The sequence below is a fragment of the Propionibacterium ruminifibrarum genome, assembly GCF_900289195.1.
GTDB classification, from domain to species: domain Bacteria; phylum Actinomycetota; class Actinomycetes; order Propionibacteriales; family Propionibacteriaceae; genus Propionibacterium; species Propionibacterium ruminifibrarum.
This window is the reverse complement of sequence record NZ_OMOH01000003.1, coordinates 106679-132019: the sequence shown is the minus strand read 5'-3', so window position 1 is coordinate 132019 and position 25341 is coordinate 106679. Positions and strand designations below refer to the sequence as shown.

The following is a 25341-nucleotide window of genomic DNA, read 5'->3' as shown; positions in this document are numbered from 1 at the left end:
GGGGCTCACAGCACCGAGGTCATGCCCCCGTCGACGAGGATGTTCTGGCCGGTGACGAAGTCCGAGGCCGGGGAGGCGAGATACACCAGGGTTCCGAGCAGTTCCTCCGGCTCGCCCCACCGTCGGGCCGGGGTCCGCTGGACCACCCAGGCGTCGAACTCGGGGTCGTTGATGAGGGCCGTGTTCATCTCGGTGCGGAAGTAGCCGGGCGAGATGGCGTTGACCTGGATGTTGTACCTGGTCAGATCGGCCGCCATCTCCTTCGTGAGCATCGCGATGCCGCCCTTGGCGGCCGTGTACGGCGGCAGCGTCTGGCGTGCGAGAACGGTGACGACGGAGCCGATGTTGATGATCTTGCCGGAGCCCCGCTCCACCATTGCCGGGGCGACGGCCCGTGACACGTAGAACACGCCACTCAGGTTGGTGCCGATGACCTCGTCCCACTGTTCGACGGGGAACTCGTGGAACGGCGCCCTGCGCTGGACACCGGCGTTGTTGACCAGGATGTCGGGCGCACCGACCTCGTCGATGAGGGCCCCGATGGCCTGGGCGACGCGGTCACGGTCCGCCACGTCGACGACGCATGGGTGGGCCTTGACCCGGTAGGTCCGCGCGATGTCATCGACCTGTTCGGCCACCGCGTCCGGGTTACGGCCATGGACGACGACATCGCAGCCCGCCGCGGCGAGACCCCGCGCGTACACGTTCCCCAGGCCCCTGGCCGAACCGGTGACGAGGGCCAGCCTGCCCGAGATGTCGAATGACGGTGTCATGTCTTCCCTCCGTTCTCCCCCTCGGGAGACTCACGTTGCTTCCAGCACGTCAATGGACTGCGCCCCTGCGCGCCAGGACCGGTGCGACGACGCGTGGACGGACGGCTCCTCGTCCCGGCGAGACATTGCCGAAACCGACTTGCCCTCCGGTCACCATGAGAGTAACACTATGTTTCGTCAAACGATATATTCGTTTTGTTCAAAGAAACTCAAGGGTATGTCTCCATGCCGGGTGGCGTCAGCGCAGGACGGTCCGGCGGCAGGGCGAGCCGATCGGTCACTGGCGATGGAGCACGAGCGACAGGAAAACCACATGGCAGACAGGATCGAGTCGGCCGACGTCATCGTCGCCAGCCCGGGGCGGAACTACGTGACGATCCGCATCACGACGTCGGACGGTCTGGTGGGCCTGGGCGACGCCACGGTGAACGGCAGGGAGCTGGCCGTGGCGTCCTATCTGCGCGACCACGTCGCCCCCATCCTCATCGGACGTGACCCGAACGCCATCGAGGACACCTGGCAGTACCTGTACCGCGGCGTCTACTGGCGCCGCGGCCCCATCTCGATGGCCGCCATCGGCGGCGTGGACATGGCCCTGTGGGACATTCTCGGCAAACGCACGCACCAGCCCGTCTACCAGCTGCTGGGCGGACGGGTGCGCCAGTGGCTCACCACCTACCGGCACGCCTTCGGGTGGGACCTGCCCTCGCTCCTCGACCAGGTCGACCGGCACCTGGCGGACGGGTGCACCCACGTCCGGGTCCAGAGCGGCGTTCCCGGCCTGGACACCGTCTACGGGGTCTCGCGCACCGCCAGCTACGAACCCGCGGGCCGCGCGGCACGTCCCAGCGAGGAGCGCTGGGACGCCGAACGGTACATCGCCACCGTGCCGGCGGTCCTGGCCGCGGTCCGCGAACACGTCGGCGACGAGATCGGGCTGCTCCACGACGCCCACCACAGGCTCAACCCCAACCAGGCGGCCCGCCTCGCCCGGGCCGTGGAACCCGTCGGTCTCTACTGGCTCGAGGACGTCACCCCGGCCGAGGACCAGGCTGCGCTGGAGTTCGTCCGCGCCCACACGACGACCCCGCTCGCGATCGGCGAGGTGTTCAACACCGTCTGGGACTGTCAGCGGCTCATCGAGAACCGACTCATCGACTACATCCGGTGCGCCGTCGTGCACGCGGGCGGCATCAGCCACGCCCGGACGATCTTCACCCTCGCCCAGGTCCACGGCGTGCAGGCGGCGCCGCACGGCCCCTCCGACGTCTCGCCGATCACCCTGGCCGCGTCGATCCACCTGGGTATCGCCACCCACAACGCCGCCATCCAGGAGTACATGGGCTACCCGGACCTGGTTCACGAGGCGTTCCCCCACGCGTGGACCTTCTCCTCAGGCCACCTCGAGCCCGGCGAGGCGCCGGGCCTGGGCGTCGACCTCGACGAGGACGTCCTCCGGGCCCATCCCTACACCGCCGCCTACCTGCCCGTCGCCCGCCGGCTGGACGGCACGCTCACCGACTGGTGAGCGCCGAAACCCTCATGGAAGGACTCCCCACGATGAAGTCTCTGAAGATCCTCGGCCCACAGGACATGGTCGTCCAGGACCTGCCCGTCCCCGAACCGGGGCCCGACGAGGTCCGCGTCCGGATCCACTACGTCGGTATCTGCGGTTCCGACCTCAACTACTACTTCCGGGGCGCCAACGGGCCCAACACCGTGCGGGAGCCCTTCAGCTTCGGCCACGAGATGTCGGGTGTCGTCGACGCCGACCCGTCGGGCACCTACGCCCCGGGGACGCCGATCACCATCGCCCCGGCCTCCCCGGGCCGGCCCGTCGCCGGGCTGGAGGACAAGTCCTACCTGTGGCCGGGCAGCCACTACATGGGCAGCGCGGCGAACCTCCCTCATGACCAGGGCGGCGCCAGCGAGTACGTCCTCATCAAGCGGTACATGGTGCGGGCGCTCCCCGAATCGGTGAGCCTGGAGCACGGTGCACTCGCCGAGCCCCTGGCCGTCGCCCTGCACGCCCTGGCCGTCGCCGGCGGCGTCGAGGGGCGGGACGTCCTCGTGTCCGGGGCGGGCCCCATCGGGCTCCTCGTCGCGGGCGCGGCCAAGATCCTGGGTGCCCGTTCGGTCACGTCGAGCGACATGCTCGCCGTCCCCCTGGAACGGGCGAGCCGGATCGGCGCGGACCGGACGATCCAGCTGGGGCAGGAGAGCCCGGAGGACTCGGGCTACGACATCGTGTTCGAGTGCTCCGGATCACCCAGGGCCGTCGAACCGGCCATCCGGGCGGCCCGCCGGACGGGGACGGTGTGCCAGGTCGGGACGCTCCCGGACGAGGAGATCTCGGTCAACATCGCCCACCTGGAGACCAAGGAGATCCGCTACGTCGGGTCGTTCCGCTACGACGCGGAGATCGACGACGCGGTCACCATGATCGCCCAGCATCCCCGGATCACCACGGCAGTGACCCACACGTTCCCGGCCGACCAGGCCGCCGAGGCCTTCAGGGTCGCCCGGGACAGCACACAGTCCGGCAAGGTCCTCGTCTCCATGTGGATCGACTGACCGGCCCCTCCATCAAGAACGACTCACCGAACAGAAGGGACGAAGGGCCCACACCATGTCAAAGAAGATAACCACCGTCCGCTCCTCCAGCGGCACAGTGGTGGAACGGACCACCTCGGATCTGGCCAGGGCCGCCGTCTCCGGCTGGCTCGGCACCGCCCTGGAGTTCATGGACTTCCAGCTGTACTCGCTGGCCGCGGCGCTCGTGTTCAACCAGATCTTCTTCACCACCGAGGACGCCGCCATGGCCGTCGTCGCCGCCATGGCCACGTACGGCGTCGGCTACCTCAGCCGCCCGCTCGGCGCCTGGTTCTTCGGCCGGCTGGGCGACCGCATCGGCCGGACCAAGGTGCTCTACTACACCATCGCGCTCATGGGTGTCGCGACGACCCTCATCGGCGTCCTGCCGACCTACGACCAGGTCGGGATCGTCGCCCCGATCCTGCTCGTCGTTCTGAGGCTCCTCCAGGGCTTCGGCGCCGGAGCCGAGATCGCCGGCTCCTCCGTCATGCTCACCGAGTACGCCCCGAGGCACCGCCGGGGCCTCATCGGCTCGCTCGTCGCGCTGGGCACCAACTCCGGCACCCTGCTGGCCTCGGCCGTCTGGGGCATCCTCGTGGCCGCCATGTCGGAGGAGACGCTCCTGTCCTGGGGCTGGCGCGTCCCCTTCCTCGGGTCGGTCGTCATCCTCTTCTTCGCCGTGTGGATCAGGCGCTCCCTCAAGGAGTCCCCGGTCTTCGAGGCCAGGGCCGACGTCAAGGACGGCGTCGCCGTCTCCCGGTCCGAGCTGCGTGAGATCGTCAACGCGGGCAAGGCCGACGAGGTACTGGCCCCGGACAAGAAGAAGGGCCGCGCCTTCGTCACCGCCTTCTTCCTGCGCCTCGGTCAGGCCGGCAACTCGGGGATGATCCAGACCTACCTCGTGAGCTACATCACCGCGGTACTGCTCATGAACCGGTCCGTCGGCACCAACGTCGTCATCGTGTCCTCGCTCGTGGGTTTCGCGACGGTCCCGATCATCGGCTTGCTGAGCGACATCTTCGGGCGCAAGACGATGTACATCATCATGGCGTCCCTGTCCATCATCCTGGCGTTCCCGATGATGTTCATCCTGTCCGGCAAGACCGTGCCCGCCGTGTTCGCCGGCTACATCATCATGCACCAGGCATCGGTGCTTGCCCTGGCGTCGCTGGAGAACCTGACCATGTCCGAGATCTTCGGGGCCAGGCACCGCTACACCCAGCTCGCCCTGGCCAAGGAGCTCGCCGCCATCATCGGCACCGGCGCCGGCCCGGTCATCGCCTCCGCCTGGGTCGCCGCGACCACCGGCTCGTGGGTCCCGATCGCGGTCATGCTCGCCTTCTTCTCCCTGTGCTCGCTGTCGGCCGCCATCGCGATGCCCGAGGTCGCCGGACGTGACCTCACCCTGCTGACCGACAGCCGTGCCGGTGAGTCCGAGATCGGCCCGTTCGCCCGCCACGAGCGGGCAAGGCTCGGCCTGAAGCCGGCATCGGACGAGACGGCGACGGTCTGACCCCCGGTCACGGCCGCGGACCGGAGGAGAACAGACCACGGCGGGTGGAATCCATGAGGGGTTCCACCCGCCGTGGCGTCCGGGGCGAACCGTCCCTGACCGGTGCCCGGCAGTCGGGTTCAGGACCACGATCCGCACGGCGACGGGGGTAAACTGCCCTGCGGTCACCGCGATGCCGGCAGCAATGCCGAGGCAGGCATCTGCTGCAGCCAGGCGACTGGGCACTTCGACACGTCCCCGGCCACGCCCACAGCATCCACGTCAGACCCCATCCAGGTGACGACCACCAGACATGGCGTCGTCGACCGCGCGCACCCATCAGGAAGGCATGACATGAGCACTCCGAACGCATCCGGCTCCTCGGTCCTCGTCGCGTACTACTCGGCTCACGGGCACACCGGCCGGGTCGCCGAGACCGTCGCCAAGACGCTCGGCGCCGACACCTTCGTCCTCACCCCCGCCGACCCCTACAGCGAGGCGGACCTGAACTACAACGACCCCCGCAGCAGGGTCTCCAGGGAGCACGACGATCCGGGCAAGCGTCACGTGGAGCTGGTGAGCACCACCCCCGACGGCTTCGCCGACTACCGCACCGTCCTCGTCGGCTACCCCGTCTGGTGGGGCGAGGCCGCCTGGGTGCTCGACGACTTCGTCCGGCAGAACGACTTCTCGGGCAAGACCGTCGTGCCGTTCTGCACCTCGTACTCCTCACCGGTCGGCAGCAGCGCGACCCGGCTCGCCGCCCTCGACGACACCGGCGACTGGAAGCCGGGGACCCGCCTCGAAGCGGCCGCCAACGCCAAGGCGGTCACCGCGTGGCTGCACAGGATCGGCGTCGCCTGATCCACCGGCACCGCGCAGGCCCCGGTGTGTCGGACCGATCCTCTAGTCTCCTGGCCATGAGGATCCTGCACACGAGCGACTGGCACCTGGGCCGCACCCTGCACGGGGTCGACCTGTCCGACGCCCACGAGCGGTTCCTCGACCATCTCGCCGACCTGGCCGCCGCGGAGCGGGTCGACGCCGTGCTCGTCAGCGGTGACGTCTTCGACCGGGCGCTGCCGCCCGTCGCCGCCGTCGAACTGCTCGACCGGGCGCTCGCGAGACTGTGCGAGATCGCCTGCGTGGTCGTCACGCCGGGCAACCACGACAGCCCTCAGCGCCTGGGTCTCAACGCCGGGCTGCTCGGCGAACGGCTGCACATCTGCGCCCGCCCGGCGGCTGTGGCGACGCCGGTGACGGTGCCGGCCGCCGACGGGGCGACGGGGCTGCTCGTCTACGCGCTGCCCTATCTCGACCCCGACATGACGCGGGCCGGGCTGGCCGCCGCGGCGGGTTCGGACGAGCCGCTGGCCCGCTCGCACGAGGCGGTCGTCGGTGCCGCCCTGCGGCTCGTCCGAGACGACCTGGCCGCCCGCCGGTCCGGCGGCGCCGAGCGGGTGCCGGCCGTGGTCATGGCGCACGAGTTCGTCACGGGCGGGCGGCCCAGCGAGTCCGAGCGCGATCTGCGCATCGGCGGCGTCGACTCGGTGCCGGCCGCCCTGTTCTCGTCGGTCGGCGCCGACTACGTCGCGCTCGGGCACCTGCACGGCCCGCAGGCCGTCGCCGGCTCCCGTGACCCGCAGGAACGGGGCGGAGGCGGGGCGCGTCCGGCGCCGGTCATGCGCTACGCGGGCTCGCCGCTGGCGTTCTCGTTCTCCGAGAAGGACCACCGCAAGTCCACGGCCGTCGTCGACTTCGACGACTCGGGCGCGGTGGCCGGCGTGCGGCTCGTCCCCGCGCCGGTGCCCCGGCGGCTGTCCGACGTGGCCGGAAGCCTCGACGAGGTGCTCGGCCCGCGGTTCGCCGCCCGGCGCGAGGACTGGGTGCGGGTCACCGTCACCGGCGAGTCCCGGCCCGACAATCTCGTGCACGAGGTCAAGAAGGTGTTCCCGCACGCCCTGCAGGTGCTCTTCGAACCCACCGGTCGCCGCGGCCGGTCTGCGGCGGGCGCCGCCCCGGGCGCAGACGATCCCCTGGCCGTGACGGCGGACTTCGTCGGGCAGGTGTCGGGCGAGCCGCCGAACCAAGCCGAGCGCCAGGTGCTGGCCGAGGCACTCGAGGCAGCGGAGAGGCGGGGTTGAGATGCAGATCCTCCGCCTCGAACTGTGCGGCATCGGCCCGTATGCGGGCCGCGAGGTCATCGACTTCCAGGCGCTCGGCGAGAACGGCCTGTTCCTGCTCGAAGGACCAACGGGGTCGGGCAAGACGACGATCATCGACGCCGTCGTCTTCGCCCTCTACGGCCAGGTGGCCGGCAGCGAGTCGAGCAACGACCGGCTGGCGTCCACCCACCTGAGACCGGGCGTCGAACCCTACGTCGAGCTGGTCGTCGACACGAGCCGCGGCCTGTACAGGGTGCGGCGCTCCCCCAGGTACGAGCGTCCCAAGAGGCGCGGGGCGGGCACCACCACCGAGAACCCGCGCATCACCCTGTGGAAGCTGTCCGACCCCGCCGACACCGAGGGCGTCGCCGTCTCGTCCAACATTCAGGAGGCGAGTGCCGAGCTGCGCGCCGCGATCGGGTTGAGCCGGGAGCAGTTCACCCAGACCGTCGTCCTGCCGCAGGGCCAGTTCGCCACCTTCCTGCGCGCCAAGGCCGAGGAGCGGCGCGACGTGCTGCAGCAGATCTTCGGCACCCAGGTCTACGAGTCGCTGGCCGACGAGCTGAAACGCCTCGCCAGGGAGCGCTCCGACCGGGTGCAGGAGGTCCGCGACCAGGTGGCCTCCGCCGCCTCCGAGTTCATCCACGCCGCCTGGCCGCAGCCGGACACCGGATCAGCCGAGCAGGGCACCGAGCCGGCCGCGGCCGACGCCGAACAGGCGCCGGCCAGTGCCGCGGGGTCAGGCGGAACCGCTGCTGGCGACGGCGAACCGGCCGCTGCCCAGCCGGGTCTTCCCCACGACCGTGCCCTGTTCCCCGCCGAGGGCGCCGACGATCCTGCCGAGGACGCCGGAGGCCTTGCCGGAGCTGCCGTCGGCTCCGCCCGGACTCCCGGTGGCCCCGCCGAGGACACCGGCGGTTCCGTTGCTGGGACCGGTGGCCCCTCCCCCGCCGACGACCCGCAGGCCATGACGGCCGCCGTCGAGACGGGCGAGTTCACCGCGCTCGGCGCCCTGGCCCGAGCGCGTCTTTCGGCGCTGCGGGCCCGCCGCGATCGGCTCGACGAGGCCTCCCAGCGGGCCGCCGGAACGGCCGACGCGGCCCGCGAGGGGGCCCAACGGGGACACCGGCTCACCGCCGACCGCGACCGCCACGCCCGGCTGCAGCGGGAGCAGGCCGAGCACGCCGCCCGGGCCGGCGAGGTCGAGACCTGCCGGGAACGGGCCGGGCTCGCCCGACGTGCCGCCCGCTGCGAGGGTCCGCTCAACACGTCCGAGACGGCGCGGGCGCGCCTCGAGGCGGCCTCCGACGGCTGGCGGCAGCAGGCCGCCGAGCAGAGCGACCTGTCCGACGTCCCGCTGCCGCAGCGCTTCGAGGCCTGCGGCGGCCACTCCGACGAGGCCGAGCCCACGGCCATCGCCGACACCCGGGCCGCCCTCGCCGAGGCGCTGGGGCAGGCCCAGCAGTCCAGCGGTGCCCTGACCGAGCTGGTCGAGCTGGAACAGTCACTGACCGGGCGGCGCACGGACATCGAGGCCCAGCAGGACCAGGCCGCGTCGCTCGGAGAACAGCTGGCGGCGCTGAGGCAGGACCGTGACGACCTGGTGCGGCGACGCGAGGAGGCCGTGACCGAGGCCGAGGAGCTGGCGGCCACCGCCGATGGCCTGCCCGACGCCAGGGCCGCCCAGCAGGCCGCGGCGGCGAGGCTCCAAGCCGCGCTGGCCGCCGAGGACGACCAGCAGACCCTGGCACTGGCGCGGGGCGCCGAGGACGAGGCGAGGCTGGCGGCGGAGTCCGCGACGGCCGAGCACGCGGCGGCCCGCGCCCGCTGGCTCGACGGGCTGGCCGGTGAGGTGGCCGCCGAGCTGGCGCCCGGGAGGCCGTGCCCGGTGTGTGGCGCGATGGACCACCCGAGCCCGGCGGTCCTCGCCCCGGACGCGCCGACGAGGGACGACGTCGAACGGCTGGCCGAGGCGTCCGCCGAGCAGGGCAGGGCCCTGATGCGGGCGACGGCCGAGTGCGACCGGGTCGCCGCCCACCTCACCGAGCAGCAGGGCCTCGCCGGGGGCCTGACCGGCGAGCAGGCCCGGGCAGCGGCCGACGACGCGGAGCGGGCCGTCGACCAGGCCACCGCCGCCGTCACCCGACGCGGGCAGCTCGGCACCAGGGCCGAGGAGCTGCGGGCCGAGGCGGAGCAGGCAGCAACGGAGATCGCATCGCTCACCGCCCGGCAGGCCGCGCTGGCCGAAGCCATCCGGGCCGCGCAGGACTCGCTCGCCGGCGACGAGGCCCGCGTCGCACAGGCCCGGGAGGGCTTCACCAGCGTCGCTGAGAGGGCCGCGTCACTGGCGGCGCGCGCCAGCCAGATCACCGCCCTGCAGCAGGCGCTGGACCAGCTCGTCCAGGCCCGCCGGGAGTACGCGGTGACACGCGCCGCCGCCCTCGCGGCCATGGCCCATGAGGGTTTCGCAGACGACCCGGGGCAGGTACTCGCGGCCGCCCTGCCCGAAGCCGAGTTGACGGCCCTCACCAGCCGGATCATCGCGTACGAGGCGCGCGCCGCGGAATTGAGCACCCTGCTCGCCGATGAGCAGCTGGTGGCCGCCGCCCAGGCCCCCGAGCCAGACCTGGAGGCCTTGGACGCCGCGGCGGCACGGGCCCAGCAGGAGGCGCAGGACGCCCAGCAGCGGTTGGGCGAGGCGAACTCGCAGCTGAAGCAGGGCCGGCAGGCGTCCGAGCGCCTGGACCGCGCACTGGCCGCGTACGCCCGCGTCGGGCCGCGGGCCGAGCCGTACCTGCGCATGGCCGAGCTGGCCAACGCCACCGGCAAACGGAACCTCATGGGCGTCACGCTGCCGACCTTCGTGCTGCGGCAGCGGTTCGAGCAGGTCATCGACCGGGCGAACGAGCGCCTCGAGGTGATGACGCACGGCCGCTACAGCCTGCGCCGCACCGACGAGCGCGAGGGCCGGGCCCGCAGGCAGGGCCTGGGGCTGGTCGTCGTCGACCACGTGCCCGTCGACACCGAACGCGACCCGCGCACCCTGTCGGGCGGCGAGACCTTCCTGGCCTCGCTGGCGATGGCGCTCGGCCTGTCCGACACGGTGACGAGCGAGGCCGGGGGCATCGAACTCAACAGCCTCTTCATCGACGAGGGCTTCGGCAGCCTCGACGCCGACGCCCTCGACACGGTCATGGGCCAGCTGGAACAGCTGCGCGCGGGCGGGCGCTGCATCGGCGTCATCAGCCACGTCGCCGAGATGCAGCAGCGCATCGCCAAGCGGGTGAGCGTTCGCCCAAGCCCGGACGGCACGTCCACCCTGACCACGACGAACTGAACCAGTTCTACGAGCAACACCAGAAACGCGGTATGCGCCACCTGTTTTCATGGGTGGCGCATACCGCCATACCTATCAGCCCACAGAATTGGAGCCGTCATACCCCCAATTAATAATCTGTTTTGCGATCACCGACAGCTCAGCACGATCTTTGGCGGAATACATTCGCAACAACTCCTTATTGGCGCTGTCAAGTGACGCGCCGCCGTCCATCTTGAAAAGGTCAGAACGACCCTGAACGAATTGTTGACCAGCCATATGATATATCTGACTCCAAAGCTTATTCATCAGACCGCGCCGCCAGATTACCCCCGAGCGAGAAGCAGCCATGAACGCTACGACGATACTGCACATCACGGACAATGCAAAGAGAATCATGCTCAATCCACTCACACCCGCGTCATGATATATTAATAGGGACAGAACCATGAACAAAGCCACACCCCCAAACAGCACCCACTCTATGAGCAATACGGCGACTCGCTTCGATGCGCTATCACTATAGTCGGCAGACCAGTGGCAGCCACCCCAGTATGACCGGGCAACAAACAAGGCAACACAGGCCAATACAACTTCTGGCCCAAAGACCCACACAACAAAGACCCATCTATATTCTTCGCGCAATTCAGCCCACTCAACAGCTATCACCCCGATCAGCGGAACCACCGGTAACAGAAGTAGCGCCAGCACCGCCAACGCATAAGCCAAGACCGGTACAGCGGTCGGGCTATCTCTGCGATTTAGCGGCCCAGCGGCTTTAACATCAACTACGCGCTGAAAGAGCTTGCAATAGAGTACATACGGGGCAAATTCATTTAAGTCACCCGCCTCTAGCGAAACGAGAAATACATTCACCACGACATGCATAGCAGCCAGACAAATCATGATTAATGCAAATAATAAGCCATGGTTGGAAAAGAGGATAACCACGCCGCAAAAAAGCACAACCCCCGAAGAGGATCCCAAGACTGCTATCACCATATAAGCTGACCATCTTTTTTGATATTCACTTGTAATTGTCAATAATGACTCGCCTCGCACCTTGGACCATGGTCTAAACTTAACCCCCTTAAACCCCGACGCTGCAGCCATCAAAATGCCTTCAACAGTAAGCAGCGCCAGAACTACACTGAGCTCTCCAGGCATTGACCCTTTCAAGCTAGAGAAAGAACCCGAAAAAGAAGAGACTATGGTTGACTTGATATCATGAGCATTACGCACCGATATAAACACTTGCTCGATACATTGAATGATAAAAAATACCCAAGGGAATGCTGCGGTGCAGATACCCCACCCCACGAATTTGTTCGGCCCTGCCAGCGAGGTTCCTCTAGCCATTAGCATTGCTCCATCCAGTGATGGTGATCTTGTACCCAGTTAACACCTAGTGACTTCCCGCTGGACGCTGTCCACTTTTTTCTTAGCTGAGACACAGGCACCGATGAAGCAGCGCATCGCCGAGCGGGTGAGCGTGCGCCCGAGCCCGGACGGCACGTCCACCCTGACCACGACGAGCTGAACTAAACTGGCACTGATTGCCACGAGGAATACCAGGGGCCGCCATGGCTGCGAGTGGAGTGAGGATCACCGGCAGGATCGTTGCCGAGTGGGCCGCCATCACGCTTGCCTGCCTGCTGCTCGACCTGGTCATCCAGCTGGCCGCCGGCCGGCATCCGGGCGTCTTCGAGAACGTCTGCTGGGTGCTCGTCGCCGTCACCGTGGGCTGGGCGGGCAGCCACGGCAGGCGCCTGCTCCGCTGAGAGCATCCGGCCCAGCGGCTGAGTCGACCGGCCCCGCCGGGACGGTGCAGCCCGCCGGCCCGTCGGTGTCCACCATGAAGTCCGGCGTCCTCGCCGATACCTCCGATGACCAGGACGACCAGTCGGCGTCCCCTCGACCTGACGCATCGGCCCCGCCGGTTGCCGGTCCGTGTTCAGGGGCGTTGCACGGAGTCCTCCTGGTCGGCAGCCTCCTGGTTGAGCCGGTTGATTTCGTCGGTGATGGTCCAGCTGTGCAGCAGCCGGGTGAGGCGCCTGCCGTCGATGTACACCACTGGGGCGCCGTCCTCGGTCAGGTCCTCGACGTCGTCGGAGTCGGCGAGCACCTTCTTCTCGTCCGTCCGGGAGTCGATGCGCCGCCACAGGGCGTCGACGTCGATGCCGGTCTCGCGGGCGGCCCGGGTGATGGTGCGTGCGGTGATGCCGCCGCGCAGTGCGGCCAGGGCGTCGTGGAAGGGCCACAGGTTCGGCTCCTTGTTCGCCGCGGCCGCCTCGAGCGCGAGCGCCGCGAGCAGGCTCTCCGGCCCGGAGACGATGTGGCGCATGACGAGGAGCAGCTCACCGGACTGCACGAGGTGCTGGCTGGCCTGCAGGGCCTCCGCGAGACGCCACCTGCCCTCGTCGTTCATGTCGGCGTAGTTGACGAGCACGTGCGGGGCGTCCTGGTCGCCGACGGTCAGGTCCCGCTCGACGTCGACGGGGCGTTCCAGGACCTCACCGGCCGGTTCGGGCAGCGGGGAGAGCCTGCCGGCCACGCGGAAGATCACCCAGGCCAGGACGAGCGCCATGAGGGAGGCCAACAGCACGCCCAGCCTCGCCTGGTCACGCAGGGTCTCGTCCTCGAACGCGATGTTCACCACGAGCAGCGAGATGGTGAACCCCATGCCGGACAGGGCGCCCAGCCCCAGGATCCGGGGCATGTCCAGGCCGTGCAGCCGCGAGTGCGGCACGAGCCGCAGCACGAGGCCCGCACCCAGGCCGACACCGAGCACCTTGCCGAGCACGAGGCCGGCGACGATGGCCCAGGTGAGCCGCGAGGAGAAGGCGTTGCCGAGGCTGTCGGCGCTCAGTACGACACCGGCGTTGGCCAGGGCGAACAGGGGCACCACCACGTAGTTGACGTACGGGGGCAGCACGAACGCCAGCCGCTGGTTGAGCGGCATGGAGTAGATGAGGGACTCCCGCAGCGCCAGGGCGGTCGCTGGAGCCGGGGCCTGACGGTAGAGCGTGGCGATCTCGTTCGACTCGTCCACGTCCCGGGTTCGCACGGTGTACACGGGCATGAGCAGGGCGATGAGCACCCCTGCCAGGGTGGCGTGCACACCGGAGCGGTAGAGGGCGTACCAGATGACGACGCCGAGCACGAGATAGGGCGGCACCCGCCACACGCCCCGGCGGGCCATGAGCCAGATGACGGCCAGCCCCGCGACGGCCACCGCGAGGGCCACGAGGTTCAGGGAGCCGGAGTAGAAGATCGCGATGACCGTCAACGCGCCGATGTCGTCGATGACGGCGAAGGCGAGCAGGAACAGCCGCAGCCGGGGCGCGTGTCTGGGGCCGATGAGGGCGAGCATGCCCAGGGCGAAGGCCGTGTCGGTGGAGATCACCGCACCCCACGCATGGGCGCCGTCACCGCCTCCGGTGACGAGCACGAAGACGACGGCGGGGACGATGAACCCGCCGACGGCGGCCGCCGCAGGAAGGAGCGCGTGGCCGGGCAGCCGCAGGTCTCCCAGGGTGAGGTCGCGGCGCACGTCCAGGCCCACCATGAAGAAGAAGACGGACGTGAGGCCCTCGTCCACCCACTCGTGCAGAGTGAGGTCGATCTCGAACGGGCCGAGAGAGACCGCCGCCGACGTGTGCCAGAAGGTCTGGTAGCTGTCCCCCACGTTCGCCCACACGAGGGCGATAACGGTGGCGAGGGCGAGCGCCGCCGCGGCGTAGGTCTCGTTGTTCTGGAAGAGCCTCCGCTGCCTCCTGCGCCGCAGCCGCTCATCGACGGCGTCCCTGATCTGCTCGATGTGCTCGGCCGGTGCGCTGACAGCGCTCATGCAGTCTCTGTCTCCCGTGTCTTGTCCCTGCCGTCTCCCCGGCCCGCGAGGAGACCCGGAGCGTCGAGCGCCCCGGGCACGCAAGAGTAGTCGTCTCTCGAGTGAACACCCTGTGATGACCTGTGCCGGCGCCGGTTCGCCTTGCGCTCGTCGTGAAATGACACACAAGAACCGCAGGTTGAACCCGGTTCTGGCGCGACACTGCCGCGCAGAGAGCCGGGTGGGCCACCCAAGGGCGGCCCACCCGGCTCTCACTCATCGTCCGCCGGCCGGCGCGACAGCCGGTCGACGTCTCACACGTGCTCGGCGAGCACCTCCAGGATGTGGCGGTACTCGTGGCCGGTGGCGCGGCTCATGCCGAGCTCGCAGGTGCGGTTCGCCGAGACGTACTCGTCGTACTCGCGCTCGGCGACCTCGGCCGCCTCGGCGCGGGTGGCCGAACGGGTCAGCTCGGGGTGCAGCAGGCCGCGGTCGCCGGCGAAGGCGCAGCAACCGGCGTTGACCGGAACCGTCACGTCGTCGCTCACGAACTCGGCGCAGGCCACCGTGTCGTCCACGCAGTCCAGGTGACGCATCGAGCAGCTCGGGTGGATGACGATCGAGCCGGCCTTCGAGCGCGGCGTGATCTTGTCGAGCACGAACTTGGCCACCCAGGTGGTCGAGTCGTAGATCGTGATCTTCCGCCAGTTCTCGGCCTCCTCACCGCTCAGGTGGTTGCCGGTCTCCTCCAGGCCGTGGGTGCAGCTCGCGGCGTCGCAGACCACCGGCAGGCGGCCGTGGTCGCTGGCCTCCCACACCGAGGCGTAGACGCGGCGGGCCATCTCGTCGGCGCCGTCGGTGAAGCCCTTCGATACCCACACCGTGCCGCAGCACAGCTTGCCAAGGCCCTCGGGCACCCGGGCATGCTGGCCGGCGAGCTCGACGAGCTTGGTGAAGCTCGACCCGGCTCCACCGCCGTGGCTGTGCTCGGCGGGGGCGAACAGGGCACCCATGCAGCTGGAGAAGAGCACGAAGTCGTCAGCCGGCGTGCTGTGTGCCGCGGGGCGCTTCGGACCGCCGGCCGGCAGGTCGTCGCCCACCAGCGGGATGATGTCCTTCGGCAGCACGGCGCGGGCGGCCTTCGTCACGCCGGTCATGGCGGGGCTCGGCACCTTGTCGACGACGTTGAGCGCCACCTGCAGCACCGAGACCACCGGGCCCCAGCCCTTGGCGGCCGCGGTCATGACGGCCTTGTACGGGCTGGAGTGGCGAGCGGCGCGGAAGCGTTTCATGAACTTGCCCGTGTCGATGCGCAGCGGGCAGGACAGGAAGCACAGCGAATCGGCGGCGCAGGTGTCGACGCCCTCGTAGGCGTAGTCCTTGCGGATCTCGGCGGCCGCCTCGTCCGAGAGCACCTTCATCGAGCGCAGCAGCGCGATGCGGCGCCGCGGGGTCTGGGTGAGGTCCTTCGACGGGCAGGTGGGCTCGCAGTAGCCGCACTCCACGCACCGGTCGATGAAGCCGTCGACCGGCGGCATCATCTTGAAGTGTTTCATGTGGATCTGCGGGTCGTCGGTGATGATCGTGCCCGGGTTGAGCACGCCACTCGGGTCAGCCAGACGACGCACGGTCTTCATGACGTCGTAGATCTCGGGCCCCCACTGACGCTCGACATAGGCGGCCATGACGCGGCCCGTGCCGTGCTCGGCCTTCAGGGTGCCCTCGTGGGCCAGCACCGAGGCGACCATGTCCTCGGTGAAAGCCTCGTAGCGCTCGATGTCGCCGGGCTTGTTCCAGTCGCAGGTGACCATGAAGTGGATGTTGCCGTCCTTGGCGTGGCCGAAGATGACGGCCTCATTGAAGCCGTTCGCGGCGAAGATCTTGCGCAGGTCATCGGTCTGTGCGGTCAGGTCACCGACCGGGACGGCGATGTCCTCGAGCAGGTTCGTCGTACCGGCCGGGCGCGAACCGGCAACCGATGTGTACAGGCCGTTGCGCAGCTGCCACAGATTGGCGCGTTCGCGCGGGTCCTTGGTGAAGCGCGGCGGGTCGGCGATCGGCAGGCCGCCCAGCACCGAGTTCAGGGCGTCCATGCGCTCGACGAGTTCCTGCTCGGAGTCGGCGAGGGCCTCGACGAGCAGGCCGGAGTCCTCGCGGACGTTGAGGGCGGCCAGCTCGGGCGTGGCCTCGGGGTAGGTCTGGACGACCCGCAGGCTGGCGGCGTCCATGAGCTCCAGGCACTTGGCGCCGTTGGCGATGAGGTCCTCCAGGGCGTCGGTGGCCACACTCAGCTCGGGCGTGATGAGCAGCGCGGTGGCGGCGTGCGGCTGGATCGGGATGGTGCGCATCGTCACCTCGGAGACGAAACCGAGTGTGCCCTCCGAGCCGACCATGAGGTGCTCGAGGATGCGCACCGGCTCGTCGTAGTCGAGGAAGGAGTTCACGCCGTAGCCCATGGTGTTCTTCATGGCGTACTGCTGGCGGATCTTGGCGACCGCCTCGGGGTTGGCGCGCAGCCGGTCGCGCTGGGCGGCCAGGCCCTCCCACATCTCGGGTTCGGCGCGGTGCAGGTAGTCGTCGGCGTTGGGCGACGAGGTGTCGATGATGGTGCCGCTGGGCAGCACGATGACCATCGACTCGACCGTCTGGTACGAGTTCAGCTGGGTGCCGCAGCTCATGCCGGACGAGTTGTCGGCGATGACGCCGCCGATCGTCGCGGCGCGCGAGGACGCCGGGTCGGGGCCGAGCTTGCGGTTGTAGCGCGCCAGGTGGGCGTTGATGTTGAGGATCGTGGCGCCCGGCTGGCAGCGCACCCGCTCGCCGCCGTCGAGTACGGTGACGCCGCGGAAGTTCTTGCGGACGTCGAGCAGGATCGAGTCGCTGAGCGCCTGCCCTGACAGGCTGGTGCCACCCGAGCGGAACGTGACGTGCTTGCCGTCACGGCGGGCCTGCGCCATCACCGAAGCAACATGGGCCGTGTCGGTGGCCGTAATCACAACCTCGGGGATGAGCAGGTAGTGCGACGCGTCGTGTGCCATGCCGACGCGATCGATCAGCCGGGTGGTGCCGATCTCCTTGTTGATGGTGGGTGACGACATCTTGCCTCCTCACAGAAGGCCGGGTCTACGTTGACACCGGTCAGACCGTTCCTAAGCCAGACGATAAACCAGACCGAATGTTGCGGACCAACCGGGTCCGTATTTTTACAGGCAAGAGCCGTTCAGCCGGTCAAAAACCAGGGTTCAGTCAGGGTGTTGAGGGGGTCGGCGTCGGGGTCAACTCGGGGCCGGACGTGGAGGGAGCCGCACCAGTCACGGCGCGGCTCCCTCCACCACGAAATCCGGTCAGTTCTTGCGCATGCGCAGGTAGTTCTCGATGAGGTTGCGCGTGGAACCGTCCTGGTCGTTCAGCGCCTGCTCGTCGCCGCCGAGGGCAGGTGCGATCTGCAGGGCGAGCTTCTTGCCGAGTTCGACACCCCACTGGTCGAACGAGTTGATGCCCCACACGACACCCTCGGTGAAGGTGATGTGCTCGTACAGGGCGATGAGTTCGCCGAGCACCCTGGGACTGAGCTCGGGCGCCAGGATCGAGGTGGTCGGGCGGTTGCCGCTGAACACGCGTGCCGGCACGATGGCCTCGTCGCAGCCCTCGGCGCGCACCTCGTCGGCCGTTTTCCCGAACGCCAGGGCCTTCGTCTGGGCGAAGAAGTTCGACATGAACAGCGCGTGCACGTCGTTGCCGCCCTCACGCAGGGCGTGCGCGGGGGTGGCGAACCCGATGAAGTCGGACGGGACGATGCGGGTGCCCTGGTGCAGCAGCTGGTAGAAGGCGTGCTGGCCGTTGGTGCCCGGCTCGCCCCAGAAGACCTCGCCGGTCTGGCTCACCACGGCGCTGGCGTCCCACCGGGTCGACTTGCCGTTGGACTCCATCGTGAGCTGCTGCAGGTAGGCGGGGAAGCGGTGCAGGTACTGCGAGTACGGCAGCACGGCGTGCGACTGGGCGCCGTAGAAGTTCGCGTAGAAGACGTTGAGCAGGCCCATGAGGGCCGGGACGTTCTCGGCCAGCGGCGCCGTGGCGAAGTGCTGATCCATCTCGTGGAAGCCGTCGAGGAAGGCGCGCCAGTTGTCGGCGCCGATGGCGATGAGGTTCGACAGGCCCACGGCGGAGTCGACGGAGTAGCGCCCGCCGACCCAGTTCCAGAAGCCGAAGGCGTTCGCCGGGTCGATACCGAACTCGGCGACCTTGTCGAGGGCCGTCGAGACGGCCACGAAGTGCCTGGCGGTGGCCTCCTCGCGGGCTGCGACGGTGGACTCGATGGCGCCCGCGTTCTCAAGCGAGTTGATCAACCAGTTCTTGGCCATGCGCGCGTTCGTCATGGTCTCGAGCGTGGTGAAGGTCTTCGACGCGACGATGAACAGCACCGTCTCGGGGTCGACGTCCTTCGTCTTCTCGTACATGTCCGTGGGATCGATGTTCGAGATGTAGCGGCACTCGATGCGGTCGGCCTTGTAGGGCTTCAGCGCCTCGTAGACCATGACGGGCCCCAGATCGGAGCCGCCGATACCGATGTTGATCACCGTGGTGATCGGCTTGCCGGTGGCCCCGGTCCACTCGCCGGAACGGACCTTCTCGGCGAAGGCGATCTCACGATCGAGCACCTCGTGCACCTGGGCAACAACGTCCACCCCGTCGACGGCGAGCGTCTCGGTGGGGGGCAGGCGCAGGGCGGTGTGCAGCACTGCGCGGTCCTCGGTGGTGTTGATGTGCTCGCCGGCGTACATCGCGTCGCGGCGGGCCTCGAGCCCCACCTGCTCGCCGAGCCGGACGAGAGCGTCCCGCACGGCGGGCGTGAGGTAGTTCTTCGACAGGTCGACGAGCAGGTCGCCTGCGGTCAGCGTGTAGTCCTCTGCGCGCCGCGGGTCATCGGCGAACCAGGCACGGAAGTCGACGGTCAGTTCGCCGTGCAACCGGCTGAGCTCGGCCCAGGCACCAGTGGTCGTGGGATCAACAGGTGAGGAGTTCATGGGGCTCAGCCTACGGCGCGGAGCTGTGTTAACGGCAAGGTCCGCAGCCGGGGCTGCGGACATCGCCGAGGTTTTCCGCGCGGTCATCCTGCGACGCGGGCCGCGCTGGTGGGGCCCATGGAGTTCATGTCGGCGATCTTGACGACATCGCCCTCGGTGGGGGCATGGACGACCTGACCGTTGCCGATGTACATGCCGACGTGGCTGCCGCCGTAGAAGAAGACGAGATCACCGGGCTGCAGGCTGCTGAGGGACACCGAGGTGAGACCGGCCATCTGCGCCTGGCTGGTGCGGGGGATCGAGACGCCGGCGGCCGCATAGGCTGCCATCATGAGGCCGGAGCAGTCGTAGCCGTCGGGGCCGGTGGCGCCGTACACGTAGGGCTTGCCGAGCTGGGCCAGGGCGAAGTCGACGGCGGCCTGAGCGGCGGCGCTGGAGGCGGTGACCGACGGGGCGGAGGAACCAGCCTCACTGCTCGTGGTGCTCGCGGCGGCGTTCGCATCCGCGGCCTCCTGGTCGGCGAGAGCAGCGGCGGCGGCCTTCTCGGCCTCCTCCTGCTTCTTCTGCTCTGCGGCCGCGGCATTGGCGCCGGCGTTGGCGAAGGCGGAGTTGGCCTCGTCTGACGCGGCGGCCAGGGCGTCGATGTTGCCGTTGAGGGCTTCGTCGGCGTTCCTGTTCGCCTCGACTGCGGCGAGGGCGTTGGCCTGGAAGACGGTGCCGTCATCGACCGAGGACGCGCCGGACTGGACGGAGGGGTTCGTCACCGCGGCGGCGGGGACGAGCGTTGAGATGACGCCGATGGCCGAGGCGGCGGCCACGGCGGTGACCGGGGCGGCGAAACGGCGGCGGCTCTTGGTCGGGGCGGCCTTGGAGCCACCGACGACGTGCAGGGTGGTGACGTCCCGCGAGCTGGCGGACTCGACGGCCATGTCGGCCAGGGCCGGCATCATGGCGCGACGGGGGGTGGCAGCGGGTTCAGCAGTCTCGACGACCTCGATGGTGTCGTCGTTCAGCAGAGCTCGGCGTGCGGTCACGGCTTCCTCGTTCTCTGTGATGGTCAGGGAATGATCAGTGCTTGAGCACCGGACGCGTCCCACCATATGTGACTTCCTGAGAAAACTTCAACTTCGGCGGCCGAGAATCTCAGAATCAGCAGGCGGTCTCTCAGGAGCAACGCCGGGGAACTGCGTGGCGTTCCTGAGAGAACCAGGGTTCCCTGAGGCCTCCCTGAGTGGTTTCACCCCTAGTGGCGTCGGCTCACCTGCCGTACGGCGTCGGCCGCGCGCTTGCGCAGCGAGGCGTGATCGCCCGAGACGAACACCCGCGAGAGAACCGGATCAGTGACATCAATGGCAACCGCGCCCTGGTTAAGCCACGTGCGACCCGTGGGGACGTCCTGGGCGCTGGCGATGAGACGTACGCCGGGCACCATCGGCGGCAGCGCCTTCGGGTAGCGGTCACCCATCACGTCCGCGGGCCGCACCTCGACGGCCGCGACGCCACGACGCCAGGCGGCGCGGACCTCACCGGGCGTGAGCGCCTCGCAGATCACCGGGATCCCACCGGCTCGCAGCACGTCGAGGGTCTCGTCATCGGGGTCGGGACACAGGGCGAACGCCGCACCCAGTTCGACCGCGCGGCGCGCATCACCGGCCCCGGTGATCCCGGCGACACCCAGGCAGGCGCGGAACGCGTAGAGCGGGAACAGCGCCGACAGGTCCTCGTCCCCGAGCTCGACGGCCACGACGTCCAGTTTCTCCTGGACGAGCACCTCGATGACCGGCATGAGCTTGTCGACACCCCTGTCCGGCAGGACGACCAGCGCCCTGACCAGTTCCAGCTCGCGCGGCAGGGGCGCCGGCGCGCCGGGCTGCTCGCCGGCCTCGGTCATCTCGCTCACGGGTTGATTCTAGGCATCCCACCCAGCCCCAGCGCCGTGCAGTGGACCCCCGTGACCATGCCACGGCCTCGCCGGATCACCCGGCGGGCAGGGACGGCACGGCCCCGGCTCCCGTCCTGGGTCGTCGCAGCAACCCGGTCGACCCGGATCAACCGTCCCGTACACCGGGGCGCCCCGTCGAGGACACCGCGCCCAGGGCGCAAGGCACCGCACGTCCCCGTGCGTCGGGCGCCCCTAGACTGGCTCCACGATGACCCAGACACTGACCGATCTGCTGCCCACCGGCCCGCTGGCGCACGACCCCGACGCCCTGTTCGACGCCTTCGACCGCTGGGCGGCCGGGCAGGGGCTGTCGCTGTACCCGCACCAGAGCGAGGCGCTCATGGCGCTGCTGGCCGGCGACAACGCGATCGTCACCACGCCGACGGGCTCGGGCAAGTCGATGATCGCCACTGCGGCGCACTTCGTCACGCTCGCCGCGCGTGGCCGCAGCTACTACACCGCCCCGATCAAGGCCCTCGTCAACGAGAAGTTTTTCGCGCTCTGCGAGATCTTCGGCGCCGACCTGGTCGGCATGGTCACCGGGGACGCCTCGGTCAACCCCGACGCCCCGATCGTCTGCTGCACGGCCGAGATCCTGGCCAACATCGCGCTGCGCGAGGGCTCGCAGGCCGACATCGACCTGGTCGTCATGGACGAGTTCCACTTCATCGCCGACCCCGACCGCGGCTGGGCCTGGCAGGTGGGCCTGTCCGAGCTGCCCGGCTGCCAGTTCGTCGTCATGAGCGCCACGCTCGGCGACGTCACCGAGCTGTCGCAGAACCTGACCGTCTGGTCGGGCCGCAGCACCTCGGTCGTCACGGGCGCGGAACGCCCGGTGCCGCTCACCTACCACTGGGCCCTCACGCCGCTGCACGAGACGATCAGTGAGCTCGTCACCACCGGCCAGTCACCGGTCTACATCGTCCACTCGGGCCAGAAGCTCGCCACCGAGCAGGCCCAGGCACTGATGAGCGTCAAGCTCGTGACCACCGAGCAGCGCCACGAGATCGCAGGCGCCATTGGCGGGTTCCGGTTCGCACCCGGTTTCGGCGCCACTCTCTCGTCGATGCTGCGGCACGGCATCGGCGTGCACCACGCCGGCATGCTGCCGAAATACCGTCGTCTCGTCGAGCAGCTGGCCCAGCAGGGCCTGCTCAAGGTCATCTGCGGAACCGACACCCTCGGTGTCGGCATCAACGTGCCGATCCACACGGTGCTGTTCACCTCGCTGAGCAAGTTCGACGGCCGCCGCCAACGGATCCTGCGCAGCCGCGAGTTCCACCAGATCGCCGGGCGCGCCGGCCGCGCGGGGTTCGACACGATCGGCTACGTCGTGGCGCAGGCCCCCGAGCACCAGGTCGAGAACACGCGCCTCGCCGCGAAGTTCGCAGACGACCCCAAGAAGCTCAAGAGCGTCCGGAAGAAGAAACCGCCGGAGGGTTTCGTCAACTACACCGAGGCGAGCTTCACCAAGCTCATCGAGTCCGTGCCCGAGACGCTCCACGCCCGGATGCGCGTGACCAGTTCGATGCTCCTCAACCTGCTCAGCCGCGACGAGGACACCGGCGCGGCCCTGGTCCACATCGTCGACGCCTGCGTCACCGATCGGAGGATCCGCGGGCGCCTGCTGCGCCGGGCCGCCCAGCTGGGCCGGTCGATGATCTCGGCGGGGGTCGTGGTCCGCCGCGAGGAGCCGACGCCCGGCGGACGCTGGTACGACCTGAACCCCGACCTGCAGGACGACTTCGCGCTGAACCAGCCGCTCAGCGCCTTCGCCATGGCCGCCCTCGAACTGCTCGACGCGACGGCCGAGGACTACGCCCTCGACGTGGTGAGCACGATCGAGGCCACGCTCGAGGACCCGTGGCCCCTCATGCGGGCCCAGGAGCGCAGGGAGCGCGACGAGGCGATCGCCGAGATGAAGGCCGACGGCATGGACTACACCGAGCGCATGGCGGCCCTTGAGGAGATCAGCTACCCGCAGCCCCTGGCCGACGAGCTCGAGGCCGCGTTCGAGACCTTCTCGGCCACCCGCCCCTGGCTCGCCGAGTACCCGCTGCACCCCAAGACTGTGGCGCGTGACATGTACGAACGGGCCATGACCTTCGGCGAGTACTGCGCCTTCTACAAGGTGCAGCGCTCGGAGGGCACCGTGCTGCGCTATCTGTCCGACGCCTACCGCGCGCTGCGCCAGACCGTCCCGCTGACCGCGCGCACGCCGGCCCTCGACGAGATCCTCGACTGGCTCGGTCAGGTCGTCCGGATGACGGACTCCTCACTCATCGACGAGTGGGCGCGGCTGGGCGCCGGCGGCGATCTCGGCGTCGAACGGCCCGAACCGGCCGAGAAGAGCCGGGCACTGACGGCGAACAGGGCCGCCTTCACGGTGCTGGTGCGCAACGCGATGTTCCGCCGCGTGCAGCTGGCCGCCGATGACGACGTCGAGGCCCTGGCGGCGCTCAACTCGTCCGACCCCGAGGCGAGCTTCGGTTTCAACGACTGGGACGACGCGCTGGGCGACTACTGGGACGAGCACGACGAGATCGGCACCGGCGCCGACGCCCGTGGCCCACAGTTCCTGCGGATCGACGAGACGGGCCGTCTGTGGACGGTGCGCCAGACGATCGCCGACCCCGAAGGCGACCATGACTGGGCGATCACCGCGACGATCGACCTCGACTCCTGCGACGAGGCCGACGATCTCATCGTCCATGTCGTCGGCTTCGGCAGGTTGGACGGGCCGGCCGGCCGCCAGGTGGAATCATGACGATGACGTCACCTCACCGAAGGAGCCCCCTGATCATGCGCATGCCCGGATGGGTCACCACTGCGGGCCCGAGGTGGGCCGCGGCCGCGACGGCCACCGCCCTGTTCGCCGCCACCGCGCTGACCTCGGTGCCGGCCGGGGCCGACGACGGCTGGTCCGGCGATCCCGTGGCCTCCAGCGCCGCCGACACCCAGGGCTGCGCGCAGGTGCTGCTCGTCGGCGCCCGCGGCTCGGGCCAGGAGGCGCCGTACGGCGACATGGTGGACGGTGTGCGTTCGGAGCTGGCCTCACGGCTCGGCGAGCAGCGGCCGGACGTGGACCTGGCCCAGGTGTACCTGGACTACCCGGCCGTCTCCCTCGACGACATCGACACGGCATCGGTACAGGACATGGTGCTGGGTGAGGAGTCGTCGGCCGCACCGGCCTACGTCGCCTCCGTCGAGGCCGGGACCACCGAACTGGAGCGGCTGGCAGGAGCCGAGGCGCAGCGCTGCCCCGACGAGAAACTGCTCGTCGTGGGGTACAGCCAGGGCGCCGAGGTGGCCACCCGCGCCCTCGGCTCTGGGGCGTTGAACGGCAACCTGCTGGGCGCCGTGCTGCTCGGCAATCCGCTGCACTACGACGGGCAGAACATCACCGAGCTCGACGGCACCGCCTCGAACCGCTCCTACGGCCTGACGGCGGCCCTGTACTACCTCAAGGCGGAGCTTGCCGGCAGCACCGGCGACCGCCAGGCGCAGGTACAACGACTCATCGAGGTCGTCGTCGCCCTGTACGACGGCACGGTCGACGCCGCATCCTTCTCCTCGGCGATGTCCGGCTCGGGTGCCGCGGTGCCCGGCGAGGCGGCGCCCAGGACGTGGTCGGTGTGCACGGCCGGTGACCCGGTCTGCGACTCCGCCGATGCGCTGTCGCGCGTGCTGACCCGCTCGACGACGCTGAAGGAGGAGCGTTCCGACGGCGGCTCGAACCACGGCTCGTACACCCCGGAGAACCTGCCGGACACGCTCGACGCGGTGACCGCGGAGCTCACCGGGCTCCCCCACCTGGCCGCGCCCGAGGAGCAGGCCGCCGCGACGGATTCTGGGCGCCGGGGCATCATCCTCGCGACGCTCGGCGTCGCGGTGGTGCTGGCCGGCGGCACCGGTGTGACTCTCGTGCGGCGTCGGCGGGCCGGGCAAGGCGGGGACGAGCAGGCCGAGGACTGAGCCACCGGAAGACCGGGAGAGCAGGGCCCAGGGCAGGAAACCCGGGCCTCCCCGCGCCGTTGGGACGATCCTTTCCACTGGCCAAGACAAGCCCGGCCTGTCGGTGTCGCGTGCCATGATGGGCTCGTCTCCGGGAGTCGTGTTATTGGCGCACGGCCCCCATCCCCGATGGTGACCGCCCCCGACGTCACCGAATGACGACCGCACCCCATGCCATGTCGTCTTGGAAA

At 69.3% G+C, this 25341-nt stretch carries 17 protein-coding genes; 10 read left to right on the top strand and 7 right to left on the bottom strand.

Features of this window, described 5'->3' with window-relative positions; genetic code table 11:
- Positions 1 to 5: 5 nt before the first annotated feature.
- Entirely contained in the window at positions 6 to 773 is a 768-nt protein-coding gene (locus tag PROPJV5_RS04255) for an SDR family oxidoreductase (RefSeq protein ID WP_119715106.1), read from the bottom strand.
- Positions 774 to 1086: 313 nt separating this feature from the next.
- On the opposite strand from PROPJV5_RS04255, the gene manD reads away from it, so the two are divergent.
- The 6 genes from manD to PROPJV5_RS13015 all read left to right on the top strand — a co-directional run bounded on the left by manD (position 1087) and on the right by PROPJV5_RS13015 (position 10362).
- Positions 1087 to 2301, top strand: a complete 1215-nt coding sequence (manD, locus tag PROPJV5_RS04250) for a D-mannonate dehydratase ManD (protein ID WP_119715105.1) — start codon at positions 1087 to 1089, stop codon at positions 2299 to 2301.
- A 32-nt stretch (positions 2302 to 2333) separates the two neighbouring features.
- A complete protein-coding gene (locus PROPJV5_RS04245; protein WP_119715104.1) occupies positions 2334 to 3347 on the top strand; it encodes a zinc-binding dehydrogenase in 1014 nt (337 codons plus the stop codon).
- Positions 3348 to 3402: 55 nt separating this feature from the next.
- Entirely contained in the window at positions 3403 to 4881 is a 1479-nt protein-coding gene (locus PROPJV5_RS04240) for an MFS transporter (RefSeq protein WP_119715103.1), read from the top strand.
- Positions 4882 to 5214: 333 nt separating this feature from the next.
- Positions 5215 to 5724 (top strand): flavodoxin, encoded by a 510-nt coding sequence (locus tag PROPJV5_RS04235; protein WP_119715102.1) that lies wholly within the window; start codon positions 5215 to 5217, stop codon positions 5722 to 5724.
- A gap of 56 nt (positions 5725 to 5780) precedes the next feature.
- Positions 5781 to 7004 (top strand): exonuclease SbcCD subunit D, encoded by a 1224-nt coding sequence (locus PROPJV5_RS04230; RefSeq protein ID WP_119715101.1) that lies wholly within the window; start codon positions 5781 to 5783, stop codon positions 7002 to 7004.
- Between the two features lies 1 nt (position 7005).
- A complete protein-coding gene (locus PROPJV5_RS13015) occupies positions 7006 to 10362 on the top strand; it encodes an AAA family ATPase (protein WP_119715100.1) in 3357 nt (1118 codons plus the stop codon).
- A gap of 75 nt (positions 10363 to 10437) precedes the next feature.
- Here PROPJV5_RS13015 and PROPJV5_RS12370 read toward each other — a convergent pair whose 3' ends face one another.
- Positions 10438 to 11700: a hypothetical protein gene (locus PROPJV5_RS12370; protein ID WP_147385343.1), complete on the bottom strand. Its 1263-nt coding sequence runs from the start codon at positions 11698 to 11700 to the stop codon at positions 10438 to 10440.
- A gap of 49 nt (positions 11701 to 11749) precedes the next feature.
- Between PROPJV5_RS12370 and PROPJV5_RS13010 the strand changes: the two genes are divergently transcribed.
- Together PROPJV5_RS13010 and PROPJV5_RS04220 are read left to right on the top strand one after the other, a co-directional pair.
- A complete protein-coding gene (locus PROPJV5_RS13010; protein WP_275403697.1) occupies positions 11750 to 11881 on the top strand; it encodes a hypothetical protein in 132 nt (43 codons plus the stop codon).
- Between the two features lie 43 nt (positions 11882 to 11924).
- Positions 11925 to 12122: a hypothetical protein gene (locus PROPJV5_RS04220; RefSeq protein WP_147385342.1), complete on the top strand. Its 198-nt coding sequence runs from the start codon at positions 11925 to 11927 to the stop codon at positions 12120 to 12122.
- Positions 12123 to 12295: 173 nt separating this feature from the next.
- On the opposite strand, the gene nhaA is transcribed toward PROPJV5_RS04220, so the two are convergent.
- From nhaA to PROPJV5_RS04195, 5 genes are all read right to left on the bottom strand, one after another.
- Positions 12296 to 14191: a Na+/H+ antiporter NhaA gene (gene nhaA / locus PROPJV5_RS04215; protein WP_119715098.1), complete on the bottom strand. Its 1896-nt coding sequence runs from the start codon at positions 14189 to 14191 to the stop codon at positions 12296 to 12298.
- A gap of 293 nt (positions 14192 to 14484) precedes the next feature.
- Positions 14485 to 17268, bottom strand: a complete 2784-nt coding sequence (locus PROPJV5_RS04210) for an FAD-binding and (Fe-S)-binding domain-containing protein (protein ID WP_119715097.1) — start codon at positions 17266 to 17268, stop codon at positions 14485 to 14487.
- A 246-nt stretch (positions 17269 to 17514) separates the two neighbouring features.
- Complete coding sequence (gene pgi, locus PROPJV5_RS04205; RefSeq protein WP_119715096.1) at positions 17515 to 19194, bottom strand: glucose-6-phosphate isomerase; 1680 nt, start codon at positions 19192 to 19194, stop codon at positions 17515 to 17517.
- Between the two features lie 83 nt (positions 19195 to 19277).
- Positions 19278 to 20228 carry a C40 family peptidase gene (locus PROPJV5_RS13005; protein ID WP_275403696.1) on the bottom strand — a complete coding sequence of 317 codons (951 nt, stop codon included), beginning with the start codon at positions 20226 to 20228 and terminating at the stop codon, positions 19278 to 19280.
- Between the two features lie 209 nt (positions 20229 to 20437).
- The gene (locus tag PROPJV5_RS04195; RefSeq protein ID WP_147385341.1) at positions 20438 to 21094 is read right to left on the bottom strand and encodes a beta/alpha barrel domain-containing protein; all 657 of its coding nucleotides are present in this window, start codon (positions 21092 to 21094) and stop codon (positions 20438 to 20440) included.
- 250 nt (positions 21095 to 21344) lie between these two features.
- Here PROPJV5_RS04195 and PROPJV5_RS04190 point away from each other — a divergent pair, with 250 nt between their 5' ends.
- Positions 21345 to 23903 carry a DEAD/DEAH box helicase gene (locus PROPJV5_RS04190; protein ID WP_119715094.1) on the top strand — a complete coding sequence of 853 codons (2559 nt, stop codon included), beginning with the start codon at positions 21345 to 21347 and terminating at the stop codon, positions 23901 to 23903.
- Between the two features lie 35 nt (positions 23904 to 23938).
- Entirely contained in the window at positions 23939 to 25111 is a 1173-nt protein-coding gene (locus PROPJV5_RS04185; protein ID WP_182858569.1) for a cutinase family protein, read from the top strand.
- Positions 25112 to 25341: the final 230 nt, after the last annotated feature.